The following is a 21,908-nucleotide window of genomic DNA, read 5'->3' on the forward strand; positions in this document are numbered from 1 at the left end:
ATGGCTCGCTATTCGAAATTCATCGTCGCAGTCGCCGGCATCGGCGTCCTGATCGGCCTTCAGCAGTTTCAGGTCGAGATCCCCGGCCTCGGTGGTGTGGTGCGAGACCTGATCGTGGGTGCGCTTGTGGCCGGCGGCGTTTATCGCATCCCGAACCAGGGCGCGTGACATGGAAGGCCGGGTCGAACTCATCACCGCCTACCTCCGCCAATCCTGGCCGCCGTTCGTCGTCGGCGCGGTCGCTGGCTTGATCCTTGGGCTGTTGCTATGAGCGCGCTCCTCGCAATCCTGTCGGCGCTCGCGGGCAACAAGACGATCATGGCGATCTTCGCCGCGCTCGTCGGCGGCATCGGGCTCTACGTTGCCAGCGGGGTCAACCGGGCGAAAAAGGATGCGGCTAGGCAAGCGGCGGGAAAACTCGCCGCCGCCGAGGACCGCCTCGAAATGGACCGCGAGGCGACCGATGCCGAGCGCGCGGCGCGCGACCTGCCGGACGAGGCGGCGCGGCGGGAGGCGATGCGATGGGCAAGGCGCTGATGATCGCGATGCTGCCGGGGGGCTTGTTGCTCGCCGGATGCACGACACCGGCTTTGGTCGATAATCCGCGCCAGGTCTGGTGCGATCACAACCAGCCGCGCCGCTCGTCAGCTTCCGTCGTCGCGGCGATGACGCGGCCCGAACTCGACGAGATGAACGCCTACAACGGGAAGGGCGCCAGATGGTGCGGGTGGGTGCCATGATACACGAGCTTCTCGATACGCTCGGCATCAAGGCGCCGGTGGTGGTCGCCGGCCTTTCCGGCGGCATTTTGCGAGCCTTGTCGCGCCACCGCTACAAGGTCCGCGAGATGGTGGCGTCGCCGATCTGTGGCGCGCTGGCGGCGGCCTACCTCACGCTTCCCGTGGTGCACTATTTCCGGGCGACCGGCCTGCCGGTCCCGGACGACGACACCACGACGCTGGCCGCGGCGTTCCTCATTGGCGTCTCGGCTATGTGGATATCAGACATCGTATTCGAGGTGATGGTACGGCGATTCAAACTGATGAAGGAGGAGTGAAATCGCGCCTTGCGGAAGTCTAAGCGCGGCGCGTTTGTTTTACGCATGTCGTCGTAACAAACCTGCTGCGCACTTTGCGCGACAGCATTAAGATCCCCTGCTTGAGTAAATCTCATGGCAATTGCCGCCGCCTATTGACAGAACGGGATCGACAAGCCAATTTTTCGGTGTAACGAGGAGAGGGTTTATGAAGAAAATCTACGAAAAGCCGATGCTCATCAAGAAGGGCAAGCTTGCGGCGATCGCTGCCGCGGTGGTGTCGAATGAGCCGGAGCCGACACCGCAGTGACGCCAATTCTTTGAGAGCCCGCCACGCCGAAAGGTGTGGCGGGCTTTTTTGCTTTTAAGAGCTCGGTCCGCCTCGCTCTTCGGCCAGCCAGCTCCGGTGACCAAGGTTAGGACTTGCCGCTACAGTGCCAAACGCGCGGAACCACAAGCGATGGTGCGAGTTAGGCACGGCGAATCTCGAGAGGATGCCGACATGCCAATTCGCCCAATCGCCTCAACGGCCGGAGCGATCTTGTTTGCCGCCACAAGCATGGCCTACGCCCGGCCGGACACGCGCACCATGACGTGCGAGCAGACGCAGCTTTTGATCCAGAGCCGTCACGCGGCCGTGCTGACCACCGGCCCGAACACCTACGATCGATATGTCCGCCAATTTGGCAACGAGTGCGATTGGCCAGAGGTGCCAATCGCCTCCTATGTCAGGACACGTGACGGACAATGCCTGGTCCATCGCTGCCAGGAGCCGGTCTTCGATTTCCCGGATTGAGATGCAAGCTTCACTCGACGCGCTCTAAATTCTTGTTTTTATGCATGTCGTCATCGCAAAACCGCTGCGCACTTTTGCGCGACATGCACTAGAACCCGAAGAATTGCCGGCCGACCAGATATCCAAGCGCAACGACCGCCAACGGAAACATGGCCGGCGCCACCCGGCTCACGAGAGAGCGGTTCACCGTTTCCCTAGGAATGTTCGTCTGCGCATTTCCGAGATTCTTGGTCATAGTCCGGTATAGTAGCAATCGCTGATTAACGATTCCCCAACGGGCCACGCCCGCCGCCCGTAAGCCGAGCGTTTTTTCTTCTTGAGCGGGCTATTTGAATTCTTGCGCCGTGCCGTCGGCGAAGAGCACCGAAATCGTGCAGATGACGCCGCTGACGTCTTCGCGGGCGACCGCCTCCAGGCCGCCAGCCCATGGCAGATCGCTCACGTCGTAGATGAACTGGCTTGCTTCCAGGTGCAGGTCCGGATCGATCTTGATTTGGCCGATGACCGTGCCCGCAGCATCCTTGAACCATGCCGTGGCGTCGATCCTGTTGATCTCGCGATCGTTCGGATTGAAGACCTTCAAGGTAATGTCGGCGCCCTGGTCGCCGTGCGTGGTCGTCCATTCCAGCATTTCGAGAACTTCAGGCGAACCGCGCTCACATGCGGGCTTCGCATTCGCATCATGTGCGCAGAATATGGCTGCGATCAGCAGCAGTCGTTTCAAGCGCATGTCATTCCCTCATCATAGCCGGAAACTATCGTCTCGGTCGAACAGGAGCAACGCACCTATGAGTGCGCCGGACTTGGGGTGCGTTGCCGCACGCCGGAACCAATCGCCGCCCATTTGCTTTGGCAAGTAGCTCGCAAAGAAAGGAGCTGGACATGAAACCTCTCCACAGATTGCTTGTGGCGGGCGCACTGGCCTTGCCCCTGGCGACACCAGCTGTTGCCCAGACCCCCGATCAGACAGACGACCAGACCCCGTTCCAGTCCGGGCGTTGCCAGGCCGATCCGCAGAATGGCCAGCAGAAGCCGCCCGTCGATAACGATGGCAGCAACAAGAGCAGCCTGTCCGACACGCTCGATCTTTGCGACGGCGTGCTGCAGCCACCACCGACGGGCGATCAAGGTCTGGCCGCGCCACCGCCGGACGAAGGCAAGACCCCGGTGATCAAGCCCGGCGAGGTGCCGGCCCAGCCGCCCAAGCAGTAGGCACCGTTCGCGCCTGAAATCGCCGGCCTCAATGCGGGTGTCGCGTGGTCCCGGGGCGAATGCTCCTTGCGCTCTTGGCCTCACGCAACGCCGTGACCGGATCAACGCCGGTCCACATCATGCCGGTCACCTCGGCGAAGCTGATGAATGCCCGCCGCGCCTGGTCGACGGTCAAGTGCCCGGCGCGCGCCGCATTGCAAGCCCGGACGGCCGTCTCGTAGATGGGACCGCGCCGGGCTGGAGACCATTCCTTCAGAAAATTCTGCATTTCAGCGAGTGATGCGATTTCGCGTTTGAAGCCGGCACCGACGGCAATCGCCACAGGGGCGTCGAACTTCATGTCTTCCATATGGACCTCCCAGACAGGATCGCAGCGCGCCTTCAATGCAGATCTGGCCGATACGGTTCCCGCGGGATGCTATCGATAGGTCGTGACGGCGCGACAGCCGATAGCGGCGGCCGGCAAATCCGATGATCAATTAGTGTCGACTTACGGAACAAGAGGGATTTCCCGGCGTTTGCTCACAGGCTCGCCCTTCTCGGTAGTGATGCGCTTAAAGCCACTGATGGCGAGCCTGCCAACAGCAACAGGAGAAGATGATGAAAATCCACCTTGTCCCTGCCGCTGCAGGGTTTGTTCTGCTGGCCGGCATAGGCGTGGCTGCTGCAGATCAGGTGATTGTCACACCCGAACAGCAGACCATCATTCGCGAACATGTGCACAAGCACCCGCTGGCGTCGGTTAGCCTGCTGGGCGTGGAACTCAATGTCGGTTCCGCTTTGCCCGACACGGTCGAGCTTCAGGAGATCCCCGACGTGCAGTACAGATACGTGGTCGTTGACAATCATACCGTGCTGGTCGACCCCGGCACCCGCAGAATTGTGCAGGTCATAGACTGACTTTACCCGCCGTTCTCTCCGTAAGTTGAAAGAGAGAGCGGCGGGCTGCCTCTGGCCGCAGGAACTTTGTCTCGGGAATGAAGGAGCTACTTCCATGTTGCCGCATGTCGATTCGCCCAATGTGGTCGCGGTCGTCGACAAATTGCTTGTAGAACGGGGAACTGGCCTCTTGTCGATGAAAGAGGTGATTGAGGTCGTGCGTGAGCGAACCGGAACGGAGCGCTCGGACGCGGATCTGGCAGGGCTGATCAAGAAGAAGGCGGCGCTGCTTGGTGTCGCGGTTCTGTCAGACAAAGGCTGAGGCCGCCCCCAAGACGCCGATCGAAATTTCAGCTAAAACAGTTGTTGCTCACGGATTTGAATGGAACCGATGGAGACAACAGTGACGGACGAGAGGCAGGAACGCATTCGCAGGCGGGCACACGCAATCTGGGAACAAGCCGGCCGACCCGATGGCGCGCATCAGCAGCACTGGGACCAGGCGGCCGCCGAGATCGACAGCGAGGACAGCAAGCCGAAAGCGAAAGCGGCGCCCAAGAAGCCTGCTGCCGCCAAGGGCAGCAAGCCCAAGGACAGCAAGCCGAAGAAGGCCTCAACACCAAGCTAGCATCCGGCTGTTTGGGAGCCATCCGATATCCGGCAGCCATTACTGCGTTGGGCACGCCAGTATGGAAATCTGGCTGTCGGAACGTTGAGACATATGACGCTTCTGCCCGCGGACTGAGTTCGGTCCGTGGCGCGGCAGAAGCGTGAATTGCGGGAATCCGTGTTGACTTCGGCTACTTGCCGCAATGGTTGTCGTTGACGGTCGGTGAGACCGAGCCGGCAACCGTGTTCGACGCGTCCGGCTGCGCGCCTTGCGGGTTCACCGGACAGTTTTGATCAGCATTCGAATTCCAGCCGTCAGGCGCTCCGATGATGCTGTTGGTGATCCCAAAGTCGACAGCGTTCGAATTCCCAGGATTGGGATCGGCCGGGTCGACTACGACGCTTTTGTCGCTGCCAGTCCCAGCAGTGTTGCCGCCCTGTCCGTCGGCGTTCTGGGCCATGGCCGAAGTGGCCAAGCCGGCGGCTAACACAGACGCTGCGAGGATTTTCGTAAACATGGTTTGTCTCCATTTTTCGATTGTCGCCGCATTGCGACTGTGGTGGAAACCGCTCGGGATAATGAAGGTTCCCGTAAAATTCCGGTCAGGAACCTCCCAGTGCGCCTGTGACAAAGGCATCAGAAGAAACATCGATGGCATCCCAGCCGGGAACTGAAACCACTTCCGTGCATTTCAGCAGTCGTAGCAATCTGTTGGAAATCGAGCGGGCGGGGGAGGATGTGAACGTCATCCAACAAGCGAGGACTGGGATTCCAGAGGTACCCTCCATCGATTTGATGCAGGCGCTGCCTGTCGCCGTCTACACCACCGACAAACAGGGCCGGATCACCTTCTTCAATGAAGCCGCGGCAGATCTGTGGGGGCACCGTCCCATCATCGGCCAGGATCAATGGTGCGGTTCATGGAAACTTCGCCATCTTGATGGAAGGGCAATGGCGCATGACGAATGCCCGATGGCCATTGCCCTGCTTGAAGAACGGGATGTTCGCTGGGGCCAGGCGATCGCCGAGCGGCCGGATGGCCAGCTCATCCCATTCAGCGCGCACCCGGTTTTGCTTCGCGACGAAGTGGGCGCGGTGGTCGGTGCCATCAACACGCTGCTCGATCTGCGCACACAGACAATGGCCGACGAAGCCCGCATGCGACTAGCCGCCATTGTCGAGTCATCGATGGACGCCGTCGTTTCGAAGGACATCAATGGCATCATCACCAGTTGGAACGATGCGGCAGAACACCTGTTCGGCTATACGCCGGCCGAGGCGATCGGTCGGCCAGTGACCATTCTCATTCCGCCCGGCCATCTCGACGAGGAAGTCTCGATCATCAGCCGCATCCGCGCCGGCGAGCGCGTCCCATCTTATGAAACGGTCCGCCTACGCAAGGACGGCACGCTCATTCCGGTATCGCTCACCATTTCGCCGATCCGTGACGGCATCGGGCGGATCATCGGCGCTTCCAAGATCGCGCGCGATATCAGTTCTTCCAAGGAGAGCGAGCGGCGTATCCGCTTGCTCATGCGCGAAGTCAATCATCGCGTCAAGAATCAGTACTCGGTCATCATTTCGATGATCCGCGAGACCAGCAAGCTGACGAGCACCCCGGAGGCATTCCTGGGACAGGTGCGAGAACGCATCACGGCACTTTCGGAATCCCACGATCTTCTGGTCAACGCCGAATGGCGCGGCGCGACGGTCGGCGAACTCGTCCAGGCGCAGCTCAAGGCGTTCGCAGTGCAATCTCGCGTTTCGATGACTGGGCCGGCGGTCATACTCCAGCCCAACGCCGTGCAATATCTGGGCATTGCCTTCCACGAACTGGCCACCAATTCGACCAAGTACGGAGCGCTCTCCCATCACGGCGGCCGGGTCGAAATCGAGTGGGATGTGACAATTGCCGCCGACGGCGCCCGCACTTTTCGCCTGATCTGGCGCGAACTGGATGGGCCGGTCGTGGATGCGATCGCGCGGCGCGGTTTCGGAACCGTCGTCCTCAAGCGGGTCGCACCCCAGGCACTCAGCGGCACCGGACGGCTGGAGTTCGACAAGCAGGGCGTCATCTGGACGCTCGAAGCGCCGTTGCGGTCTGTCGAAATGTCTCTCGCCGACATTGCCGCCGGTTGAAGGATGAAGCCGGCTCGCTCTGATGGCTGCTGTCGGCAGGTCGGTTCCTTGATTCCTGGGGGCCGTATCGCCTTGCAGCTTGCGGAAGTCGTCCGGTTTTCAGAATTTTCCGCGACTTAGCACCTGTTGGGGCAATGATTAACCCGTCGGCAATTCTTGCGTGCCACGGTCACCCCGAGGGACCAGGGGTATAGGCTTTGCTCATGTCAAGCAGTGACGTTCTGCCGCCGGCAAGACAGAATGCGATCTTGGAGGCGCGCAAGCGCGAAATCCTGATGGATGTGCGCGAAGCGCTGTTTCGTAGCATTGCCTTGCTTGTCGCGGGCTTCTTTGTCTATCGCGGCATCCATCATCTCGTGCTCGACCCGACCCGCCTCAACGTGCTGTTGCTGACGATTTCCGAGACGCTGACCTTCATCTGGCTGCTTTTGTCGCGCCGGCCGTTGGTTCGCGACTGGAATCCGCTGACCGTGGTCGTGGCGCTGGTCGCCAGTTTCGGTTCCGGTTTCATCATGCTGGAACAAGGCGTGCCCATCATCCCACTCTATGTCGCAGCGCCGCTGCAGTTCCTGGCGCTATGGTTTGTCATCTGGGGAAAGATGTCGCTGGGGCGGTCTTTCGCCATCCTGCCGGCAAATCGCGGCGTGGTCACCGGGGGTGCTTATCGATGGGTGCGGCACCCTATCTATTCCGGCTATCTGATGGGCCACATTCTTTTCCTGCTGTCGAGCTTCTCGCTTTATAATTTCACCGCTTACGCCTTGATCACGGCCCTCCAACTCCACCGAATCTTGCGCGAGGAGGCAATCCTTGCGACGACGCCGGAATACCAGGATTACATGCAGCGTGTTCGCTACAGGCTGTTTCCGCGGATCTTCTGAAGCTGCGTGGAGATCGTCTTCAAAAATGCCATCCGAAAGAAGTGCCGAACCAGCCGCGAGGCTTCTTCCACACGTTCCTAGAGCGCGTCGCGTTTGAGCGGATTCATGCGACGCGCTTTATATTCTTGTTTTTGTGCATGTCGTTGTCGCAAAATCGCTGCGCACTTTTGCGCGACATGAATTGGCCTCCGGTTCGTCGGTAAGCCCGCCACGCATGTGGCGGGCTTTTTTGTGTTTTGGTGCACTTCTGTTTTGGCGACAAGTGCATCGGTCCTGGCATTGACACGACTACTCCCGCGAGATATTGAACAGGACTATACAGGTTTACTGAACAGGTATTTTCATGGCGCGCCGCGCGGCTCTGTCATCTCCCGGCACAGGCAAGCCCGAACAGATCGCGACTGTTCTCGAACACGAGATCCGTTCCGGTGTGCTCGGCTTTGGCGACCGCCTGCAGAGCGAGAACGAGTTGGTCCAGCGCTTCTCCGTCAGCCGCAACACCATCCGCAAGGGTCTCGAGGAACTGTCGAGCCGCGGGCTGATCACCACCAAGGTCGGCATTGGCTCGTTCGTGACCTTCGACGGCATGCCGGTCGACGATGCGGTCGGCTGGTCGCGCGCGCTCGCCAATGCCGGCGCCAACGCCGAGACGCGCACACTCAGGCTCGAAGTCATGCAGGATGCCGAACTCGCCGCTAGGCTCGGCGTTGACAGTCCCTTCTTCATCGCCGTCGACCGGGTGCGCAGCAACGCCGATGACGGCCATGCCATCTCGATCGAGCGCAGCCGTCTGCCGTTGTCGCCGGAGCTGGAGGACGTGCCGTTGCGCGGGTTGCGCGAGGGCTCGCTGCACCAAACGCTGCGCGGTGCGGGGCTTGTTCCCGATCACGGCGAGGAATGGGTCGATATCGAGATGCTGAGCGCCCAGGACGCGGCGATCCTCGACTGTGCGCCAGGAACGCCGTTCCTGCGCACGCGACGGCTGACGCGCGCCGCCGACGGCCGCGCCATCGAGTTCGTCACCAGCCTTCTCAATCCGGCGCATTTCGCCCTTCATCTGGAGTTCTGAGATGATGGATAGGACCGAGATGATCGACCGGGCGATGGGCGCACTCATTGGTGGCGCGCTGGGCGATGCGCTCGGCATGCCGACGCAGCTTTTGTCGCCGGCCCGCATCGCTGAATTCTACGGCCACGTTGAGGATTTCGTCGCGCCTGTCGCCGATCATCCGGTGTCGAAGGGCCTGCTGGCTGGCACGATCACCGACGACACTGAACAGGCGCTGCTGCTCGGCCGTATCCTGATTGTTTCAGGCGATCGCTTCGATCACACGCGCTGGGTTAACACGCTGCTCGACTGGGAGCGCGAGGTCAAGGCGCGCGGCAGCTACGATCTGCTCGGTCCGTCGACCAAGCGCGCCATCGACGCCATCAATGACGGCGTGCCCCCCGAAGAAGCGGGAAGCGGGGGCGATACCAATGGCGCGGCCATGCGTATCGCCCCAGTCGGCATCATGATGCCGCTGGAGCCGCTCGACGCGCTGGTCGCCAAGGTTGCGGAAACCTGCCGTGCCACGCACAACACCTCGATTGCGATCGCCTCGGCCGCAGCCGTTGCCGCCGCCGTCAGCAGCGGTGTTGCCGGCGGTGACTGGCGCGCCGCTTCGGACCGCGCCGTCGCGGCAGCCAGGCGTGGAGCGGCACTCGGCCATTGGGTCACCGGCGGCGACATCGCCGCGCGCATCGACTGGGCGAGGGGTCTCGTTCGCGGCAAGCCTATCGCCGACGGCATCCGGCTGATCACCGATCTGGTCGGCACCGGCGTTGCCAGCCAGGAATCGGTTCCGGCGGCCTTCGCCGTGTTCGAAATCGCCGGTGGTGATCCCTGGCAGGCCGCCATCATCAGCGCCAATCTTGGCGGCGACACCGACACGATCGGCGCCATCGCCGCCGGCATGGCCGGCGGCTGCACCGGCTTTTCCCGGCTGCCGCAACAGCACATCGCCAGGTTGGTCGGTATCGATTTAGCGCAAGTGCGCTCGCTGGCTGCCGATCTTGTCGCGGCGCGGATCAGCAAAGCCGGTTCTGGCAAGGATGCCGCGGCATGAGCAGAGCTCAGCCTGACATGAGCGGGCGTCTGGTCCATATCGGCAGCGCGGTGGTGGATTATGTCTATCGTATCGACGCCTTGCCGGCGCCCGGCACGGAGAAGACCGCATCGAGCTTTGCCCAGGTTGCCGGTGGCGGCTTCAACATGATGGTGGCCGCCAGCCGAACCGGCATGAAAGTCGTCTTCGGCGGCCAGCTCGGCAGTGGTCCCAACGGCGACTTCCTGCGCGCTGCTTTCGCTGCCGAAGGCATCGAAACGCTGACGCCGCCGTCACCCCTGATGGACAGCGGCAATTGTGTTGCGCTCATCAGCAGCGACGCGGAACGCACCTTCGTGTCATGGCCCGGTGCCGAGGGCGTGCTGAACGCCAAGCTGATGGAACCAGTGACGGTTGCGCTGGGGGACTGGGCGTTTGCCTCCGGCTATACGCTTAGCTATCCCGGCAGCCGCGATGCGCTGGCCGACTGGATAGAGGCGCTGCCGGAGAACATTCCTTTCGTCTTTGATCCAACGCCGATCATCGCGGACATTCCGCGTGCCATTCTCGATCGGGTGCTTGCCCGTGCGACCTGGCTGAGCTGCAACACGACGGAAGCGGTCGAGGTTGCCGGCCCCGGTGACATCGAGGTCATCGCGGCGCGGCTTCTGGCCGACCATTGCCCGAAAGCGGAGGGCGTGGTCATCCGCGCCGGCGCAAAGGGCTGCTTCGTGCGGCTGGCCGGCGGCGACGCGCGAACAATTTCTGGCTTCAAGGTTGACCCCATCGACACCAATGGCGCCGGCGACACGCATATTGGCGCCTTCGTCAGCGCGCTGTCGCGGGGCGTGGAGGCTTTCGAGGCAGCACGTTACGCCAATGCGGCTGCGGCGCTGTCGGTCACTCGCCATGGTGGGTCCTCGGCGCCGACGGATGCAGAAATCAAGATATTCCTGAGCCACATCGCCGGTCCGTCGACCGGAGCCAATGGCCGGAACCGGAAGGCCCATGCCTGACTGCCTGAAAACCTGACAAGCCCGGGAACCGGGCAAGCAAAAGAGAGGAACGAACATGTGCATGCCCAAACTGACTGCATTCCTGACGGCGACTGCCGTCTTCACCTCCGTCCTTACGCTGGCCGCCAACGCCGCCGAAGTGCATGTGCTCAACTGGAAGGGCTACGGCGCCGACGAGCCGTGGGCGATCGCTGCCTTCGAAAAGGCGACCGGCAGCAAGGTCGTCAACGACTTCTTCAATTCCGAACAGGAAATGCTGACCAAGCTCAGGACCAATCCCGGCCTCTACGACGTCGTCATGATCAACGCTGCCTTCAACGATCAGGCGATGGCGGAAAAGCTGATCCAGCCGATCGATACGTCCAAGCTGTCGAACTATACCGACATCAGCAAGGACAAGGCGGGATCGCCAATGCTCGATCATGATGGCAAGGTCTATGGCGTGCCATGGGTGTGGGGCCTGACCGCGCTCGCCATCAACGAGAAGTCTTTCGACAAGCCGCCGACCAGCATCACCGAAATGTGGAACGAGGCCCACAAAGGTCGCGTGGTCATTCGTGACGACGCTGTCGAAGCAGTCCAGTTCGGCGCCATCGCAACGGGCCAGAACATCAACGACATCAAGGATATGGAAGCGGTCAAGACAAAGCTGACTTCGCTGATGCCGCAGATCAAGACATTCTGGAGCTCGGAGAACGACTGGAACCAGATGGTCGCTTCCAACCAGATCGACATCGGCACCTATTGGAGCGGCTCGGCCGACCGCGCCAAGACGCATTTCAAGCTGCCGGTCTCGCTGGTCATCCCGCAGGAAGGCGCCGTCGCCTGGCTCGACGCTTTTTCCATTCCGGTCGGATCCAAGAATGTCACTGGGGCCGAAGCCTTCATCAACTACATGATCGATCCGAAATTCTATGTCGAATGGGTCACCAAGGTCGGCGCCCCGGTGTCGGCCAACACCAAGGCGGTGGAAGCCCTTCCCGAAGACGCCTTCAACCGCAAGGTGATGGGCGATCCTGATGTCGCCAAACGCATACAGTTCCAGGCGCCGATCACCGACGCCCAGCGCGAGGCCTATCTGGCGCTGTGGCAGCAGCTCAAAGTCGACGTGAAATAGGCTGACGTCCCGACCAGCCGGCGGTTCCCGCCGGCTGGTCTTCCGATCCTGGGGAGGAAGGTATCATGGCGGCACAGGGTGCGACCGCGTCGCGCAGCGGGCTGAAGTCGGCCTTGCCGCTGCTTCTCCCTGCCTATCTCTGGCTGACGGTGGCGATCTTCCTGCCGCTGTCGGCCATGGTCTTCTTCTCGTTCATGACCGAACTGCCGCTGTCGGGAAAGCCGTGGGCGTTCACATTCGGCAATTATGCCGCGTTCTTCTCGCAGAGCCTTTATCTGACGCTGCTTTGGGCCTCGCTGCGCCTTGGGCTCGAGGTGACGTTGTGGTGCATCGTCATCGGCTATCCCGCGGCCTATGTTCTGGCCAAGGTGCTGAAGGGACGCAGCCGCGAGGCCATCTTCCTGCTCGTCATCCTGCCGTTCTGGTCGAACGGGCTGGTGCGCATCTTCTCCTGGGCGATGGTGCTGCGCGAAGGTGGCATTCTCGATACGGCCCTTAATGCCGTGCTGCCGTTCAAGATCAACATCGACCTGATGTATTCCTATCCGGCGGTGATCATCGGACTGGTGCACTCCTACGTGCCCTATATGGTGCTGACCTGCTACCTCACGCTGCAGGCGATCGACGATTCACTGATCGAGGCAGGGCGCTCGCTCGGTGCTTCGCGGTTGCAAATGCTGAAACGGGTGATCATCCCGCTGTCGATGCCGGGGCTGGTCGCGGGCGCCGTACTGATCTTCGTGCCGGTCGTCGGCTCGTTCATGGAGCCGCGCATCCTTGGTGGCCGCACCGGCACCTTCTACGGCACGGTTATCGAGGATCAGTTCGTTGCAGTCTTCAACTGGCCGCTCGGCGCGGCTCTCTCCTTCATCCTGCTGGCCGTCGTGCTGGTCATCCTGGCGCTGGCGGCGCCGATGCTGCGGAGGGCTGCCTGATGGCGACGACGCGTATCCTCGAATGGATTGGCCGGCTCTACATCTGGCTGCTGCTCGCCTTTCTCTATCTGCCGATCATCATCATGGCGCTGATGTCGTTCAACGTCTCGCCTTTCTACCAATTGCCGTTCGAGTGGACGACCGAGTGGTATGCCTCGCTGTGGCAGAACGACCAGCTGATCTCGGCCACATGGAACAGCCTCGAAATCGCGATCATCACCACAATCATTAGCGTTGTGCTCGGTTCGGCGGCATCGCTGGCGCTCTACCGCTACGACTTCCCAGGCAAGAAATTCCTGCAGGCGCTGCTGTTTCCGCCGATCGCCATTCCGTGGCTGATCACCGGCACGGCAATGCTGATCTTCTTCTTCGGCGTCGGTATCGGGCGTGGCCTGTTTGCCATCCTGCTCGGCCATGTCGCCTTGGCGCTGCCCTATGTCATCGTCGTCGTCTCGGCCCGGCTGCAGACCTTCGCACCGGAACTGGAAGAAGCGGCGCGTTCGCTTGGCGCCAATCAGTGGCAGGTAACGTGGCGTGTGACCTTGCCGTGGATCATGCCGGGCGTCATTGCCGGCGGGCTGTTCGCCTTTGCCGTGTCGTTCGACCAATTCGTGGTGTCCTATTTCCTGTCGACGCCTGGCCAGACGACGCTGCCGGTGGAAATCTACGCCGCGATCCGCAAGGGTTTCACGCCCGAGATCAACGCGGTCTCGACCATCATCATTGTCGTCTCCATGGCGCTGATGCTGCTTACGGCACGGTTCTTCAAATTCGGCGGAGAGAAATAATGGCCGGCGTGCAGGTATCGAACGTGTCGCGCAGCTTTGGGGCGCACAAGGCGCTGGATGACGTGTCGATCGATTTCGCCGATGGCGGCTTTTATGCGTTGCTCGGGCCGTCGGGCAGCGGCAAGACCACGCTGCTCAGGCAGATCGCCGGTTTCGATTTCCCCGACAGCGGACGCATTGCCATCGGCGGCGAGGGTGTCGAGCGTGTGCCGGTCGAAAAGCGGCGCATCGGCATGGTGTTCCAGAACTATGCGCTGTTTCCCAATATGAGCGTTGCCGACAATGTCGCCTTCGGCCTGTCGGTGCGCGGCGAGGCCAAGGCGGTGATTGCCAGCGAGGTGCAGCGTGCGCTCGACCTCGTGCAGCTCGGCAAGCTCGGCGGTCGCCGACCGCACCAGCTCTCCGGCGGTCAGCGCCAGCGCGTCGCGCTGGCGCGAGCTATCGTCACCAAGCCGCGCGTGCTGTTGCTCGACGAACCATTGGGCGCGCTCGACAAGGCGCTGCGCGTCGACATGCAGATCGAGTTGAAACGCATCCAGCGCGAGATCGGCATCACCACCATCTTCGTCACCCACGACCAGGAAGAGGCGCTGACGATGAGCGACCGCATCGGCATATTGCGTGACGGCAGGCTGGTGCAAGAAGGACCGCCTGAAGAGATCTACGACAGGCCGAAGAGCGAATTCGCCGCCACCTTCCTCGGCGATGCCAATATCTTGCGCGGCGACACGACAGGCACCGGCATCCGGCTGGCGGACGGCACGGCGATAGCCGCCGAGGCAGGCGCAACGCTTGCCGCCGGCGCCAAGGCCAGTTGCGCAGTGCGGCCCGAACGCATCCGCATCGCCGCCGATGCCGGAAGCCCGGACCAGGCCAATGGCAATGTGCTCCGGGGCCAGGTCTCCAAGCGCATCTTCGCCGGCAACAACAGTACCTATTTCGTTGAACGCGACGGCCAGACGCTCAAGGTCATCGTGCAGAACACCGGCATCGACCGGCTGGCCGAGGGCCAGCAGGTGGTGTTGCGCTGGTCGCCGGAGAGCACAGTGCTGATCGCTGCGAGCTAGATCGAGGCGCCGGACTTGCCAGCCGGCCCGCAATCGGGGAGAGCATGATCGGGCAGAGTGCGGAAAGCGGAACACCCGATGACGCTTGAACTGAGTGCGGGCGACCAGTCGATGCTAGGGGGCGAGCAGGGGCCGGCCGCGGCCGCCGCCATGAAGATCCTGATCGCGTTTTCCAAAGCGGTCGGTGCGGCCAAGCTGCTCGACATTGCTGGCGCCCATATCGATGGCTGCCTGTATCACGGCAAGGCCGGTCTCGATTTTGTCGAGAGGCTGGTCGAAGGTGGCGGTCGCGTCCTTGTGCCGACGACGCTGAACGTCGGCTCCTTCGATCTCATCCATCCCGGAATGGTGAAGATGCCGGCCGCGCAAGAGGCGCCGGCGCGACGGCTGATGACGGCGCATCTGGAACTCGGCTGCCAGGCGACCTTCACTTGTGCGCCGTATCAGACGCGGTTCCGGCCGGGCTTCGGCGAGCAGATCGCCTGGGGTGAATCCAACGCCATCGTCTTCGCCAATTCGGTGATCGGCGCGCGGACCAACCGCTATGGCGATTTCATCGATTTGTGCTGCGCCATGACGGGGCGGGCGCCGGCCTGGGGGCTGCACTTGAGCGAAAACCGGCGCGGCCAGGTCTTGTTCGAGCTAACCGATCCTGACCTGGAACCGAGCGACGCCCTGTTCGTCGGCGTCGGGCTGATCATCGGGCAAGCGAGCGGCGACCGCATCCCGGTGATTTCGGGCCTGCCAAGACCGCGCGATGAGGATCAGCTGAAAGCGCTGGGTGCGGCGGCGGCAACGACCGGCGCCGTGGCGCTGTTCCATGCGGTTGATATCACGCCGGAAGCGAACACGCTCGAAGAGGCGTTTCATGGCATGGTGCCAGAGGAGACAATCCGCATCACGCGTGCCGACCTCGACGATGCGCTGGCCAGGCTATCAAGCGTACCCGATGGCGCGCCTTTGGCGGCCGTGTCACTGGGGACGCCGCATTTCTCGCATGAGGAATGGATGCGGCTGCTGCCGCTGCTGCGCGAGGTTGCGCCGGGCAGGGGCATTCCGATCTATGTCAACACCGGACGCGCAACGCTGACACGATTGCAGGATGAGGGGGCGCTGGCCGGCATGGAGGCGTTCGGACTTATTCCAGTTGCCGACACTTGTACCTATGTCACCACCATCCTCGAGCGTCTCGACGGTGTGGTGATGACCAATTCCGGCAAATGGGCGCATTACGCACCCGGCAACATCGGCGTCTCGGTGGCCTTCGGCGACATGGCGGACTGCATCCGCTCCGCCGCGGCCGGGCATGTCGTGCGGGGTACGCGATGAGCAAGCAGGACAGGCAAGCGCTGGACAGAACTGGAGTTTTCCAGCTGGCCGGCGAAGCGCAAGGCTCTGCGCTGGTGCTTTCGCAAGCGCTCAGTTTCTGGGGCGGCGTCGATGCCGAGACGGGCGATATCATCGACCATTCGCATCCAGCTCTGGGCGGCAATGTCGCCGGCCGGATCCTGGTCATGGCGAGCGGCCGAGGCTCGTCGTCGTCCTCGTCGGTTCTTGCCGAGGCGATCCGCAGGGGCACAGCGCCAGCCGGCATCATCCTGGAGCGGCCGGACCCAATCCTCGCCGTCGGCGCCATCGTCGCCGAATTCCTCTACGACATAAGCATGCCGCTGGTCGTCTGCGACACGTCAGGCATTGTTTCCGGCGACCGGATCGCCATCGGCATTAATGAGGATGCGCAAGCGATGGTCAGCCTGACCTAGCCGGCCATCAGCCCGGCAGCACCGCGCCGCCAATAGGCTGCGGCCAAAGTCTGGTCGCGGCCGAACCCGAGCGTGCCGCGCCAGTGTTCGCGAACGATTTTCGCCGCCGCCGCTTCCGCCGCGAACCAGCCGAATGCCGAACCGTTTTGTGGCCACGCCACCGCGCAGACGGCGTCCGCCAGCCGTCTGTCCTCGCCGGCTGGCACGCCATTTCTGGCCAGCCAGTGCAGTTCGATGCCGGTGGCATTGGCGATCTCCTGTCGTTCGCCATCCTCGGCAATCTCGACGAAGGCCACGCCTTTGGTTTCGGCCGGCAGCGTCTCCAGAAGCCGCGCCAACGCCGGCAGGCCGGTTTCGTCGGCACCCAGGACATACCATGCCGCCGGCCGCACCGGACGGCCGACCGGACCCATGATGCCGACCTTCATGCCGGGTGCCGCCTGCATTGCCCAGGCGGCGCCGACGCTCTCGCCGGGATGGACGAGGAAGTCGACATCGATGATGCCGTTGGCCACGTCGAGCGCGCGGATGGTGTAGACGCGGGCTACCGGGCGCCGGTCGTCCGAAGGCCAGGCCGGCAGGCCATTGCTGCCGGGCATGGGCCAGAGCGGATCGGGGATCTCCCTGGTCGGAAACAGCATGCGTATATGCATGCCTCCGAATTTCGCGAAGCGAGAGAGATCCTCACCGGCAAAGCGGATGCGGCGCATATGCGGGGTGAGGTCGCGAACGTCAGTCACGATCATCTCGCGAAGCTGGGCGAGGCGGGTCTCGTCAGCGAGGTCGCCGGTCCAGACGATCTCGGGGTTTTCTTCCCTGGCATAGACCCGGACCGCGGTGGCCAGCAGATCCTTGATGCGGGCGAGACCGTCGCGATCGGCGGCATTGGCCCGCATCACCAGCCGTTCCATGTCGAAGGAGGCGCCGCCGAAGGCGAAGCGGAAATCGATCCGCTGCCCCTCTTGCGAAGCATCGGCTTCGAAACTCTGCAGCCTGTCGCTGATACGATCCATGTAATGCGGCAGATGCCGCAGGTTCAGGCGCGCCTCGCAGGCCAGTTCGCTTGCCGATGCTTCGCTCACTTTCAGCCTCCGATCCTGCCGGTCAGCGCCACCTTGAAGGTACGGCCCTTGCCCTGTTCCGTTGCCGCCGACGTCGACCATGCGCTTTGCGGATCTGTGTAGGCGGTGTTGAAGAGGTTATCGACGGCGAAATCGAGCCTGGTATGGTCGTTGACGCGCCAGTTGGCGAAGACGTTGACCAGGTCGAAGCCGTCATTGACCACCGGCACGGCGTTCGGATTGGTGCGGCTTGTCCGGGCGATCTTGCCGACGCTGAGATATTGCGCGCCGACGGTGAGCTGGTCTTCCAGCATACGGAAGCCGACGGTCGCTGAGAAGCGGTCGAGCGGCGTGTTGTTGAGCGCCTGACCGGAATAGACGCCGCTGACGATCTTGGCGTTGACGAGGGCGCCGGCAAGGTTCACGAAGCCCCAGCCATAGTCATAGACAGCCTCGGCTTCTATGCCCTTGAGCCGTGCGTCACCGATGTTGATTGCCGTGCGCGGGAGGACGGTCAGGTCGACATCGATATAGTCCTCGATATCGGTGTGGAAGACATTGACCTTGGCACGAAACAGGTCGCCGGCGGTCAGGACGTCGTCATATTTCAGATTGACGCCGGCCTCCCAGTTCCTGGCCGTTTCGGGCTGGAGAAGCAGATTGGGCACGTAGGTGTCGCCGGAGCCATGCGCACCGCCACCGCGATAAACGTCCTGCAGGCCTGGAGCCCGGTAGCCTTCGGAATAGGTGCCATAAATCTGGAAACCTTCGAGTGGGGTCACACCGACGGTGAGGCGCGGCGACCAGCGATCGCCCGACATCGAGGCCTTCTCTGGCGGTACGGTCTTCGTTTCGCCGTCGAGCTGGTAGCCGTCATAGCGCATGGCGGCGATGAGCTGCAGCCAGTTCTCATAATCGCCCTGCCATTGCAGGAAGCCACCATAACCCTGCTGCTCGCCGGCGCCGAAATGCGCGGCTTCCGATGAGGCCTCAAGATAGTAGTAATCGAGTCCGTAGGTGAGCGTGTGGGCCATCTCCCAGGCGTCGAAGCGCGAGGAGTTCTTCATGTTGAAGCCGGTGGTGGCGACGTCGTAGTAGCGGAAGTTGCCGATCGCGGAGATCGGCCAGACCTGCGTCTGCTCGGCACGCGTGCGGTTGTGGTAGGCGTTGGCGCTGAAGTCGATCAGCGCGTTGTCGTCAGGCTTCCAGGTGTAGGCAGCCGTGTAGGTCTGGTTGGTCGTGTTGGTGTCGTAGCGGCTGAGCATCGGCGAGATCGAGCCGCTCGAGCCGGTGATCTGGTCGTTGTAGCGCTGCAGGATGACGCCGAGCTTCAGCTCGTGGCCGTCAGCCGGCCGCAGGGTCGTCTTCATGTAGCCGCTGGTCACCCGCTCGCCGGTCCATGGCACGGTGTCGCCATTGCCGTCGGTGTAGCTGTCGCGGTTGCGGTAGATGAGGTTGCCGATAATGTCGGCGTCTTCGCTGAAGCGGTAGGCGCCTGTGGTGCTGGTGGTGAAGCCGTCGCCATTGTCTTCATAGCCGAGCTTCTCGCTGAGCGCCCAGCGCTCTTCCGGCTTGAGGAAGTCGCCGGCGTCCTTGGTCTCGAAGGAGACGACGCCGCCGATGCCGCCCGAGCCATAGGCGTTGGACACCGGGCCGCGAATGACGGTGGCTTCCTTGATCAGGTCAGGCTCGACATAAAACGATCCCGAACCGTGGCCGACGCGCCAGTAGTCCTGGCGGGCGCCGTCGAGGGTGACGACGACGCGGCCATATTGTTCCAGTCCGCGAATGTTGATGGCGGTCGCCGGATCGTCGCCGTTCATCGAGGCGGCGACGCCCGGCGTGGTGCGGAAGATATCGGCGGCGGTATCAGGCTGGATGCGGTCCAGCTCTTCCTGATCGATGGCACTGATGGCGGCCATGGATTCGATGACCGCCGTCTTGATCATCGTCGCCGAGATGGTGATGACATCGAGCATGGTGGCCGGCTGGTCCTGCGCGGCGTTGGCCGGTGCGAGCCGGCCGGTCTTGGCAGAGGCGCCCTTCTTTTCCTGTTCCTGCGCGCTGGCCTGCGGCGCGACGCATAGGCCCAGCGCGAAGGCGAGCGCGGTGCTCGCCATCAAGGTCGTGTTGGTTGTCGTTCTCATGTGATCCCAGCCCCCAGGCAAAGCAAACTGCTGGCGGTGGCTGAGCGGCCTTGGCTGGCATGATGGAAATCCCTCGACCAACCGGGTCAGGGCATGGGTCACATATTAAAACATGATGACACAAGTCAACTTTAAATTTATAGGCCAACACCATCAGCGAAATCCTGACAGGAGTGAACAGCATGGTCGGCACTGAGGACAGGTGGACGCACTGGCTCCGACCACGGGGCAGGATCGCGATGGTGCTCATTCTGGCGCTGTCCGTGCTGGCGCCTTCCTGCGGCTTCAAGGCGCTGGCGGCCGAGACGGTGGTGGACGCGCTGGGGCGCACCGTCGCGCCGGGACCGGCGACGAGAATCCTGACACTTGGCTCCGACGTCACCGAGATCGTGCATGCGCTTGGCGCCGGCGAGCGGATCATTGCTGTCGATCGCGGCAGCAAATATCCCGCCTCCATCGCGCAAAAGCCCAATGTCGGCTACCGCCGCCAGCTCTCTGTCGAAGGGTTGGCCGGGCTGCGCCCCGATTTGATCCTGGCGGCGCAGGACAGCGGGCCACCCGAAGCGGTCGAGGTGCTGAAGTCGCTGGCGATTCCGATCGTCTTCATCCCCGAGGACAACAGCCCGCAAGGCATCGAACGCAAGATCACGCTGATCGCCGCGTCGCTCGGACGCGAGGACAAGGGCAGGGCGGTCTCCGCCGAGGTGCTCGGCGCCTTTCAAGCCGCTGCCGATCTCGCATCGAAAGTTGCGCCGGAGCGCCGCAAGAAGGTGGTGTTCTTCCACGGTCTGGTGCGGCTGAGCGCGGCCGGCGCCGGCACGGCGGCCGATGCGATCATCCGCTACGCCGGCGGCATCAATCCGATGGATGTCGTGAGGGGCTACAGGCCCGCGTCGGAGGAGAAACTGATCGAGATGGCGCCCGATGTCATCCTGATGATGAGCGACGGCAAGGGCGGGCCGACCGCCGAGCAGGTGTTCGGAACGCGCGCGTTGAGCGCCACGCCGGCTGCGCAGAACAAAGCGCTGATCGTGCTCGACGGCGCCTATATGATCGGCTTTGGCCCGCGCACCGCCGATGCGATCCGCGATCTGGCGCAGGCGCTGTATCCGGAACTGGCGGACGAGGATTAAGATTGCGAGAACGCATCAGATCTCAGGGATGCTTTCCCTGAAGATCACTTGCAGCCTCGGCTGGTGCAGTTCGTAGGGCAAGCCCCTGACGGCGTGGGCCAGGATGTTGAGCGCTTCGCGGGCCTCGACGCGCGGGTTCTGGTCGATCACGGCGTCGAGCGTGCCGTCGAGCAGAAGGTCCTTGGTGCCTTCCGTCACCTCATGGCCGAGGAAGACCGTCGACAGCGCGCGGCCGCGCTCCTTCAGCGCCCTGGCGATGCCGGTGTTGCCGGCGCCGACATTGTAGATCGCGGCCAGATCTGGATGCCGGTCCAGCAAAGCGGAGGCCTCGGAATAGGCCTTTTCCCGATCGTCGAGCATTTCGCGCATCTCGACGATCTCCAGATTGGGCGATTCCTCCGTCAGGATATGGCGGAAGCCCATCTCGCGCTCCTCATGGCCGCGATAGGACAGCGAGCCCGCGAATAGCGCGACCTTGCCAGGGTGCCCAGCGCCCATGAAGCGATTGAGCAGGTAGCCGGCGAGCCTGCCGGCGGCGCGGTTGTCGATGCCGATATAGGCGACCCTTGGCACGTGCAGGATGTCGGAGGCGATGGTGACGACCTTGACGCCGCTGGCAGATAGCGAGCGGATCGCCTCGCGGACCGTCGGATGGTCGAGAGCGATGACGCCGACGCCCTGCGTCTGGCCGTGCAAATCCTGCAGCAGGCGGGCAAGCCGGTCCGGATTGAAGCCTTCGATGGTGGCGACGCGGACGTCGAGATCGGGTCGCGCCTGCGCCTGCGCCTCGATATGCCGGTGCAGCATCTTGATGAAGGAATTGGTGCCGGCGGGCAGGGCGAAGTCGAGCCGTATGACAGCGCCGGACAAGGTAGCGCGCTGGGTCGGACTGTTCGAATTTTCGGCGATATAGCCAAGCCGCTGCGCCATCTCGAGCACGATTTCGCGCGTGCGCGCCCGGACGCCGGGGCGGTTGTTCAGCACACGGTCGACCGTGGCGGCCGAAACGCCAGCTTCGCGGGCTATATCTGTCAGGGTGGACCGCACAGTCGACTACCTCATTGCCAGCATCAAAATCACGCAAATCTCGATCGAACCCGGAGAACGGCTCATCCCCGGCAGCGATTCTGATGGGAAATGATGTAACCGGCCTTGGCCGATGCGCAAGCCGCCGGGCTAAACCAAATCGCCGGGCAGCGTGGGAAAGGGCGCAATCGGCGTTGAATTCCCTCAAATCCAAG

Annotated in this window: 28 protein-coding genes; 22 read left to right on the forward strand and 6 right to left on the reverse strand. The window is 62.7% G+C overall.

Going from position 1 to position 21,908, the window contains the following annotated elements; translation table 11 throughout:
- From OHD62_RS23845 to OHD62_RS23870, 6 genes are all read left to right on the forward strand, one after another.
- On the forward strand, positions 1-168 hold the full coding sequence (locus OHD62_RS23845; RefSeq protein WP_263787754.1) for a hypothetical protein: 168 nt from the start codon (positions 1-3) through the stop codon (positions 166-168).
- Positions 169-267: 99 nt separating this feature from the next.
- The gene (locus tag OHD62_RS23850) at positions 268-537 is read left to right on the forward strand and encodes a hypothetical protein (RefSeq protein WP_263787756.1); all 270 of its coding nucleotides are present in this window, start codon (positions 268-270) and stop codon (positions 535-537) included.
- On the forward strand, positions 522-740 hold the full coding sequence (locus OHD62_RS23855; protein WP_263787758.1) for a hypothetical protein: 219 nt from the start codon (positions 522-524) through the stop codon (positions 738-740). The genes OHD62_RS23850 and OHD62_RS23855 overlap by 16 nt, the downstream gene beginning before the upstream one ends.
- Complete coding sequence (locus OHD62_RS23860; protein WP_412177415.1) at positions 737-1,057, forward strand: hypothetical protein; 321 nt, start codon at positions 737-739, stop codon at positions 1,055-1,057. Before OHD62_RS23855 ends, OHD62_RS23860 begins: the two co-directional genes overlap by 4 nt.
- 187 nt (positions 1,058-1,244) lie before the next feature.
- On the forward strand, positions 1,245-1,346 hold the full coding sequence (locus OHD62_RS23865; protein WP_263787761.1) for a putative RiPP precursor: 102 nt from the start codon (positions 1,245-1,247) through the stop codon (positions 1,344-1,346).
- A gap of 192 nt (positions 1,347-1,538) precedes the next feature.
- On the forward strand, positions 1,539-1,832 hold the full coding sequence (locus tag OHD62_RS23870) for a hypothetical protein (RefSeq protein ID WP_263787763.1): 294 nt from the start codon (positions 1,539-1,541) through the stop codon (positions 1,830-1,832).
- Between the two features lie 325 nt (positions 1,833-2,157).
- Here the strand turns inward: OHD62_RS23870 and OHD62_RS23875 are convergent, their stop codons facing one another.
- Complete coding sequence (locus OHD62_RS23875; RefSeq protein ID WP_263787765.1) at positions 2,158-2,562, reverse strand: hypothetical protein; 405 nt, start codon at positions 2,560-2,562, stop codon at positions 2,158-2,160.
- A gap of 152 nt (positions 2,563-2,714) precedes the next feature.
- Here OHD62_RS23875 and OHD62_RS23880 point away from each other — a divergent pair, with 152 nt between their 5' ends.
- Positions 2,715-3,044 (forward strand): hypothetical protein, encoded by a 330-nt coding sequence (locus tag OHD62_RS23880; protein ID WP_263787767.1) that lies wholly within the window; start codon positions 2,715-2,717, stop codon positions 3,042-3,044.
- Positions 3,045-3,072: 28 nt separating this feature from the next.
- Here the strand turns inward: OHD62_RS23880 and OHD62_RS23885 are convergent, their stop codons facing one another.
- Complete coding sequence (locus OHD62_RS23885; RefSeq protein WP_263787770.1) at positions 3,073-3,393, reverse strand: DUF982 domain-containing protein; 321 nt, start codon at positions 3,391-3,393, stop codon at positions 3,073-3,075.
- Between the two features lie 251 nt (positions 3,394-3,644).
- On the opposite strand from OHD62_RS23885, the gene OHD62_RS23890 reads away from it, so the two are divergent.
- From OHD62_RS23890 to OHD62_RS23900, 3 genes are all read left to right on the forward strand, one after another.
- Entirely contained in the window at positions 3,645-3,944 is a 300-nt protein-coding gene (locus OHD62_RS23890; protein WP_263787771.1) for a DUF1236 domain-containing protein, read from the forward strand.
- 94 nt (positions 3,945-4,038) lie between these two features.
- Positions 4,039-4,245 carry a hypothetical protein gene (locus OHD62_RS23895; protein WP_008876831.1) on the forward strand — a complete coding sequence of 69 codons (207 nt, stop codon included), beginning with the start codon at positions 4,039-4,041 and terminating at the stop codon, positions 4,243-4,245.
- 81 nt (positions 4,246-4,326) lie between these two features.
- Positions 4,327-4,551 (forward strand): DUF2934 domain-containing protein, encoded by a 225-nt coding sequence (locus OHD62_RS23900; protein WP_263787774.1) that lies wholly within the window; start codon positions 4,327-4,329, stop codon positions 4,549-4,551.
- A 172-nt stretch (positions 4,552-4,723) separates the two neighbouring features.
- Here the strand turns inward: OHD62_RS23900 and OHD62_RS23905 are convergent, their stop codons facing one another.
- On the reverse strand, positions 4,724-5,182 hold the full coding sequence (locus tag OHD62_RS23905) for a hypothetical protein (protein ID WP_263787775.1): 459 nt from the start codon (positions 5,180-5,182) through the stop codon (positions 4,724-4,726).
- A gap of 2 nt (positions 5,183-5,184) precedes the next feature.
- Here OHD62_RS23905 and OHD62_RS23910 point away from each other — a divergent pair, with 2 nt between their 5' ends.
- The 11 genes from OHD62_RS23910 (at position 5,185) to OHD62_RS23960 (ending at position 16,326) form a co-directional block, all read left to right on the forward strand.
- Entirely contained in the window at positions 5,185-6,672 is a 1,488-nt protein-coding gene (locus tag OHD62_RS23910; protein WP_263787776.1) for a PAS domain S-box protein, read from the forward strand.
- A 203-nt stretch (positions 6,673-6,875) separates the two neighbouring features.
- Positions 6,876-7,553, forward strand: a complete 678-nt coding sequence (locus OHD62_RS23915; RefSeq protein ID WP_263787778.1) for a methyltransferase family protein — start codon at positions 6,876-6,878, stop codon at positions 7,551-7,553.
- Between the two features lie 343 nt (positions 7,554-7,896).
- Positions 7,897-8,622 carry a GntR family transcriptional regulator gene (locus tag OHD62_RS23920; RefSeq protein ID WP_263787780.1) on the forward strand — a complete coding sequence of 242 codons (726 nt, stop codon included), beginning with the start codon at positions 7,897-7,899 and terminating at the stop codon, positions 8,620-8,622.
- A gap of 1 nt (position 8,623) precedes the next feature.
- Positions 8,624-9,661 (forward strand): ADP-ribosylglycohydrolase family protein, encoded by a 1,038-nt coding sequence (locus OHD62_RS23925; RefSeq protein WP_263787782.1) that lies wholly within the window; start codon positions 8,624-8,626, stop codon positions 9,659-9,661.
- A gap of 17 nt (positions 9,662-9,678) precedes the next feature.
- Complete coding sequence (locus tag OHD62_RS23930) at positions 9,679-10,656, forward strand: PfkB family carbohydrate kinase (RefSeq protein WP_263788544.1); 978 nt, start codon at positions 9,679-9,681, stop codon at positions 10,654-10,656.
- Positions 10,657-10,711: 55 nt separating this feature from the next.
- On the forward strand, positions 10,712-11,773 hold the full coding sequence (locus OHD62_RS23935; protein WP_318528626.1) for an ABC transporter substrate-binding protein: 1,062 nt from the start codon (positions 10,712-10,714) through the stop codon (positions 11,771-11,773).
- A 65-nt stretch (positions 11,774-11,838) separates the two neighbouring features.
- Positions 11,839-12,708, forward strand: coding sequence for an ABC transporter permease (locus OHD62_RS23940; protein ID WP_263787786.1), 870 nt, complete (start codon positions 11,839-11,841; stop codon positions 12,706-12,708).
- Positions 12,708-13,496, forward strand: a complete 789-nt coding sequence (locus tag OHD62_RS23945; RefSeq protein ID WP_263787787.1) for an ABC transporter permease — start codon at positions 12,708-12,710, stop codon at positions 13,494-13,496. Before OHD62_RS23940 ends, OHD62_RS23945 begins: the two co-directional genes overlap by 1 nt.
- Positions 13,496-14,563, forward strand: a complete 1,068-nt coding sequence (locus OHD62_RS23950; protein ID WP_263787790.1) for an ABC transporter ATP-binding protein — start codon at positions 13,496-13,498, stop codon at positions 14,561-14,563. Before OHD62_RS23945 ends, OHD62_RS23950 begins: the two co-directional genes overlap by 1 nt.
- 78 nt (positions 14,564-14,641) lie before the next feature.
- A complete protein-coding gene (locus OHD62_RS23955) occupies positions 14,642-15,892 on the forward strand; it encodes an aconitase X (protein ID WP_263787792.1) in 1,251 nt (416 codons plus the stop codon).
- Entirely contained in the window at positions 15,889-16,326 is a 438-nt protein-coding gene (locus OHD62_RS23960; RefSeq protein WP_263787794.1) for an aconitase X swivel domain-containing protein, read from the forward strand. Before OHD62_RS23955 ends, OHD62_RS23960 begins: the two co-directional genes overlap by 4 nt.
- Here OHD62_RS23960 and OHD62_RS23965 read toward each other — a convergent pair.
- On the reverse strand, positions 16,323-17,408 hold the full coding sequence (locus OHD62_RS23965; protein ID WP_263787796.1) for a siderophore-interacting protein: 1,086 nt from the start codon (positions 17,406-17,408) through the stop codon (positions 16,323-16,325). The genes OHD62_RS23960 and OHD62_RS23965 overlap by 4 nt on opposite strands.
- Before the next feature lie 2 nt (positions 17,409-17,410).
- Positions 17,411-19,534, reverse strand: coding sequence for a TonB-dependent hemoglobin/transferrin/lactoferrin family receptor (locus OHD62_RS23970; RefSeq protein WP_263787798.1), 2,124 nt, complete (start codon positions 19,532-19,534; stop codon positions 17,411-17,413).
- Between the two features lie 182 nt (positions 19,535-19,716).
- Here OHD62_RS23970 and OHD62_RS23975 point away from each other — a divergent pair, with 182 nt between their 5' ends.
- On the forward strand, positions 19,717-20,667 hold the full coding sequence (locus OHD62_RS23975) for a heme/hemin ABC transporter substrate-binding protein (RefSeq protein ID WP_263787801.1): 951 nt from the start codon (positions 19,717-19,719) through the stop codon (positions 20,665-20,667).
- A 15-nt stretch (positions 20,668-20,682) separates the two neighbouring features.
- On the opposite strand, the gene OHD62_RS23980 is transcribed toward OHD62_RS23975, so the two are convergent.
- On the reverse strand, positions 20,683-21,714 hold the full coding sequence (locus OHD62_RS23980; protein WP_263787803.1) for a LacI family DNA-binding transcriptional regulator: 1,032 nt from the start codon (positions 21,712-21,714) through the stop codon (positions 20,683-20,685).
- Between the last annotated feature and the right edge of the window lie 194 nt (positions 21,715-21,908).

The sequence above is a fragment of the Mesorhizobium sp. YC-39 genome (assembly GCF_025753795.1).
Taxonomy (GTDB): Bacteria; Pseudomonadota; Alphaproteobacteria; order Rhizobiales; family Rhizobiaceae; genus Mesorhizobium.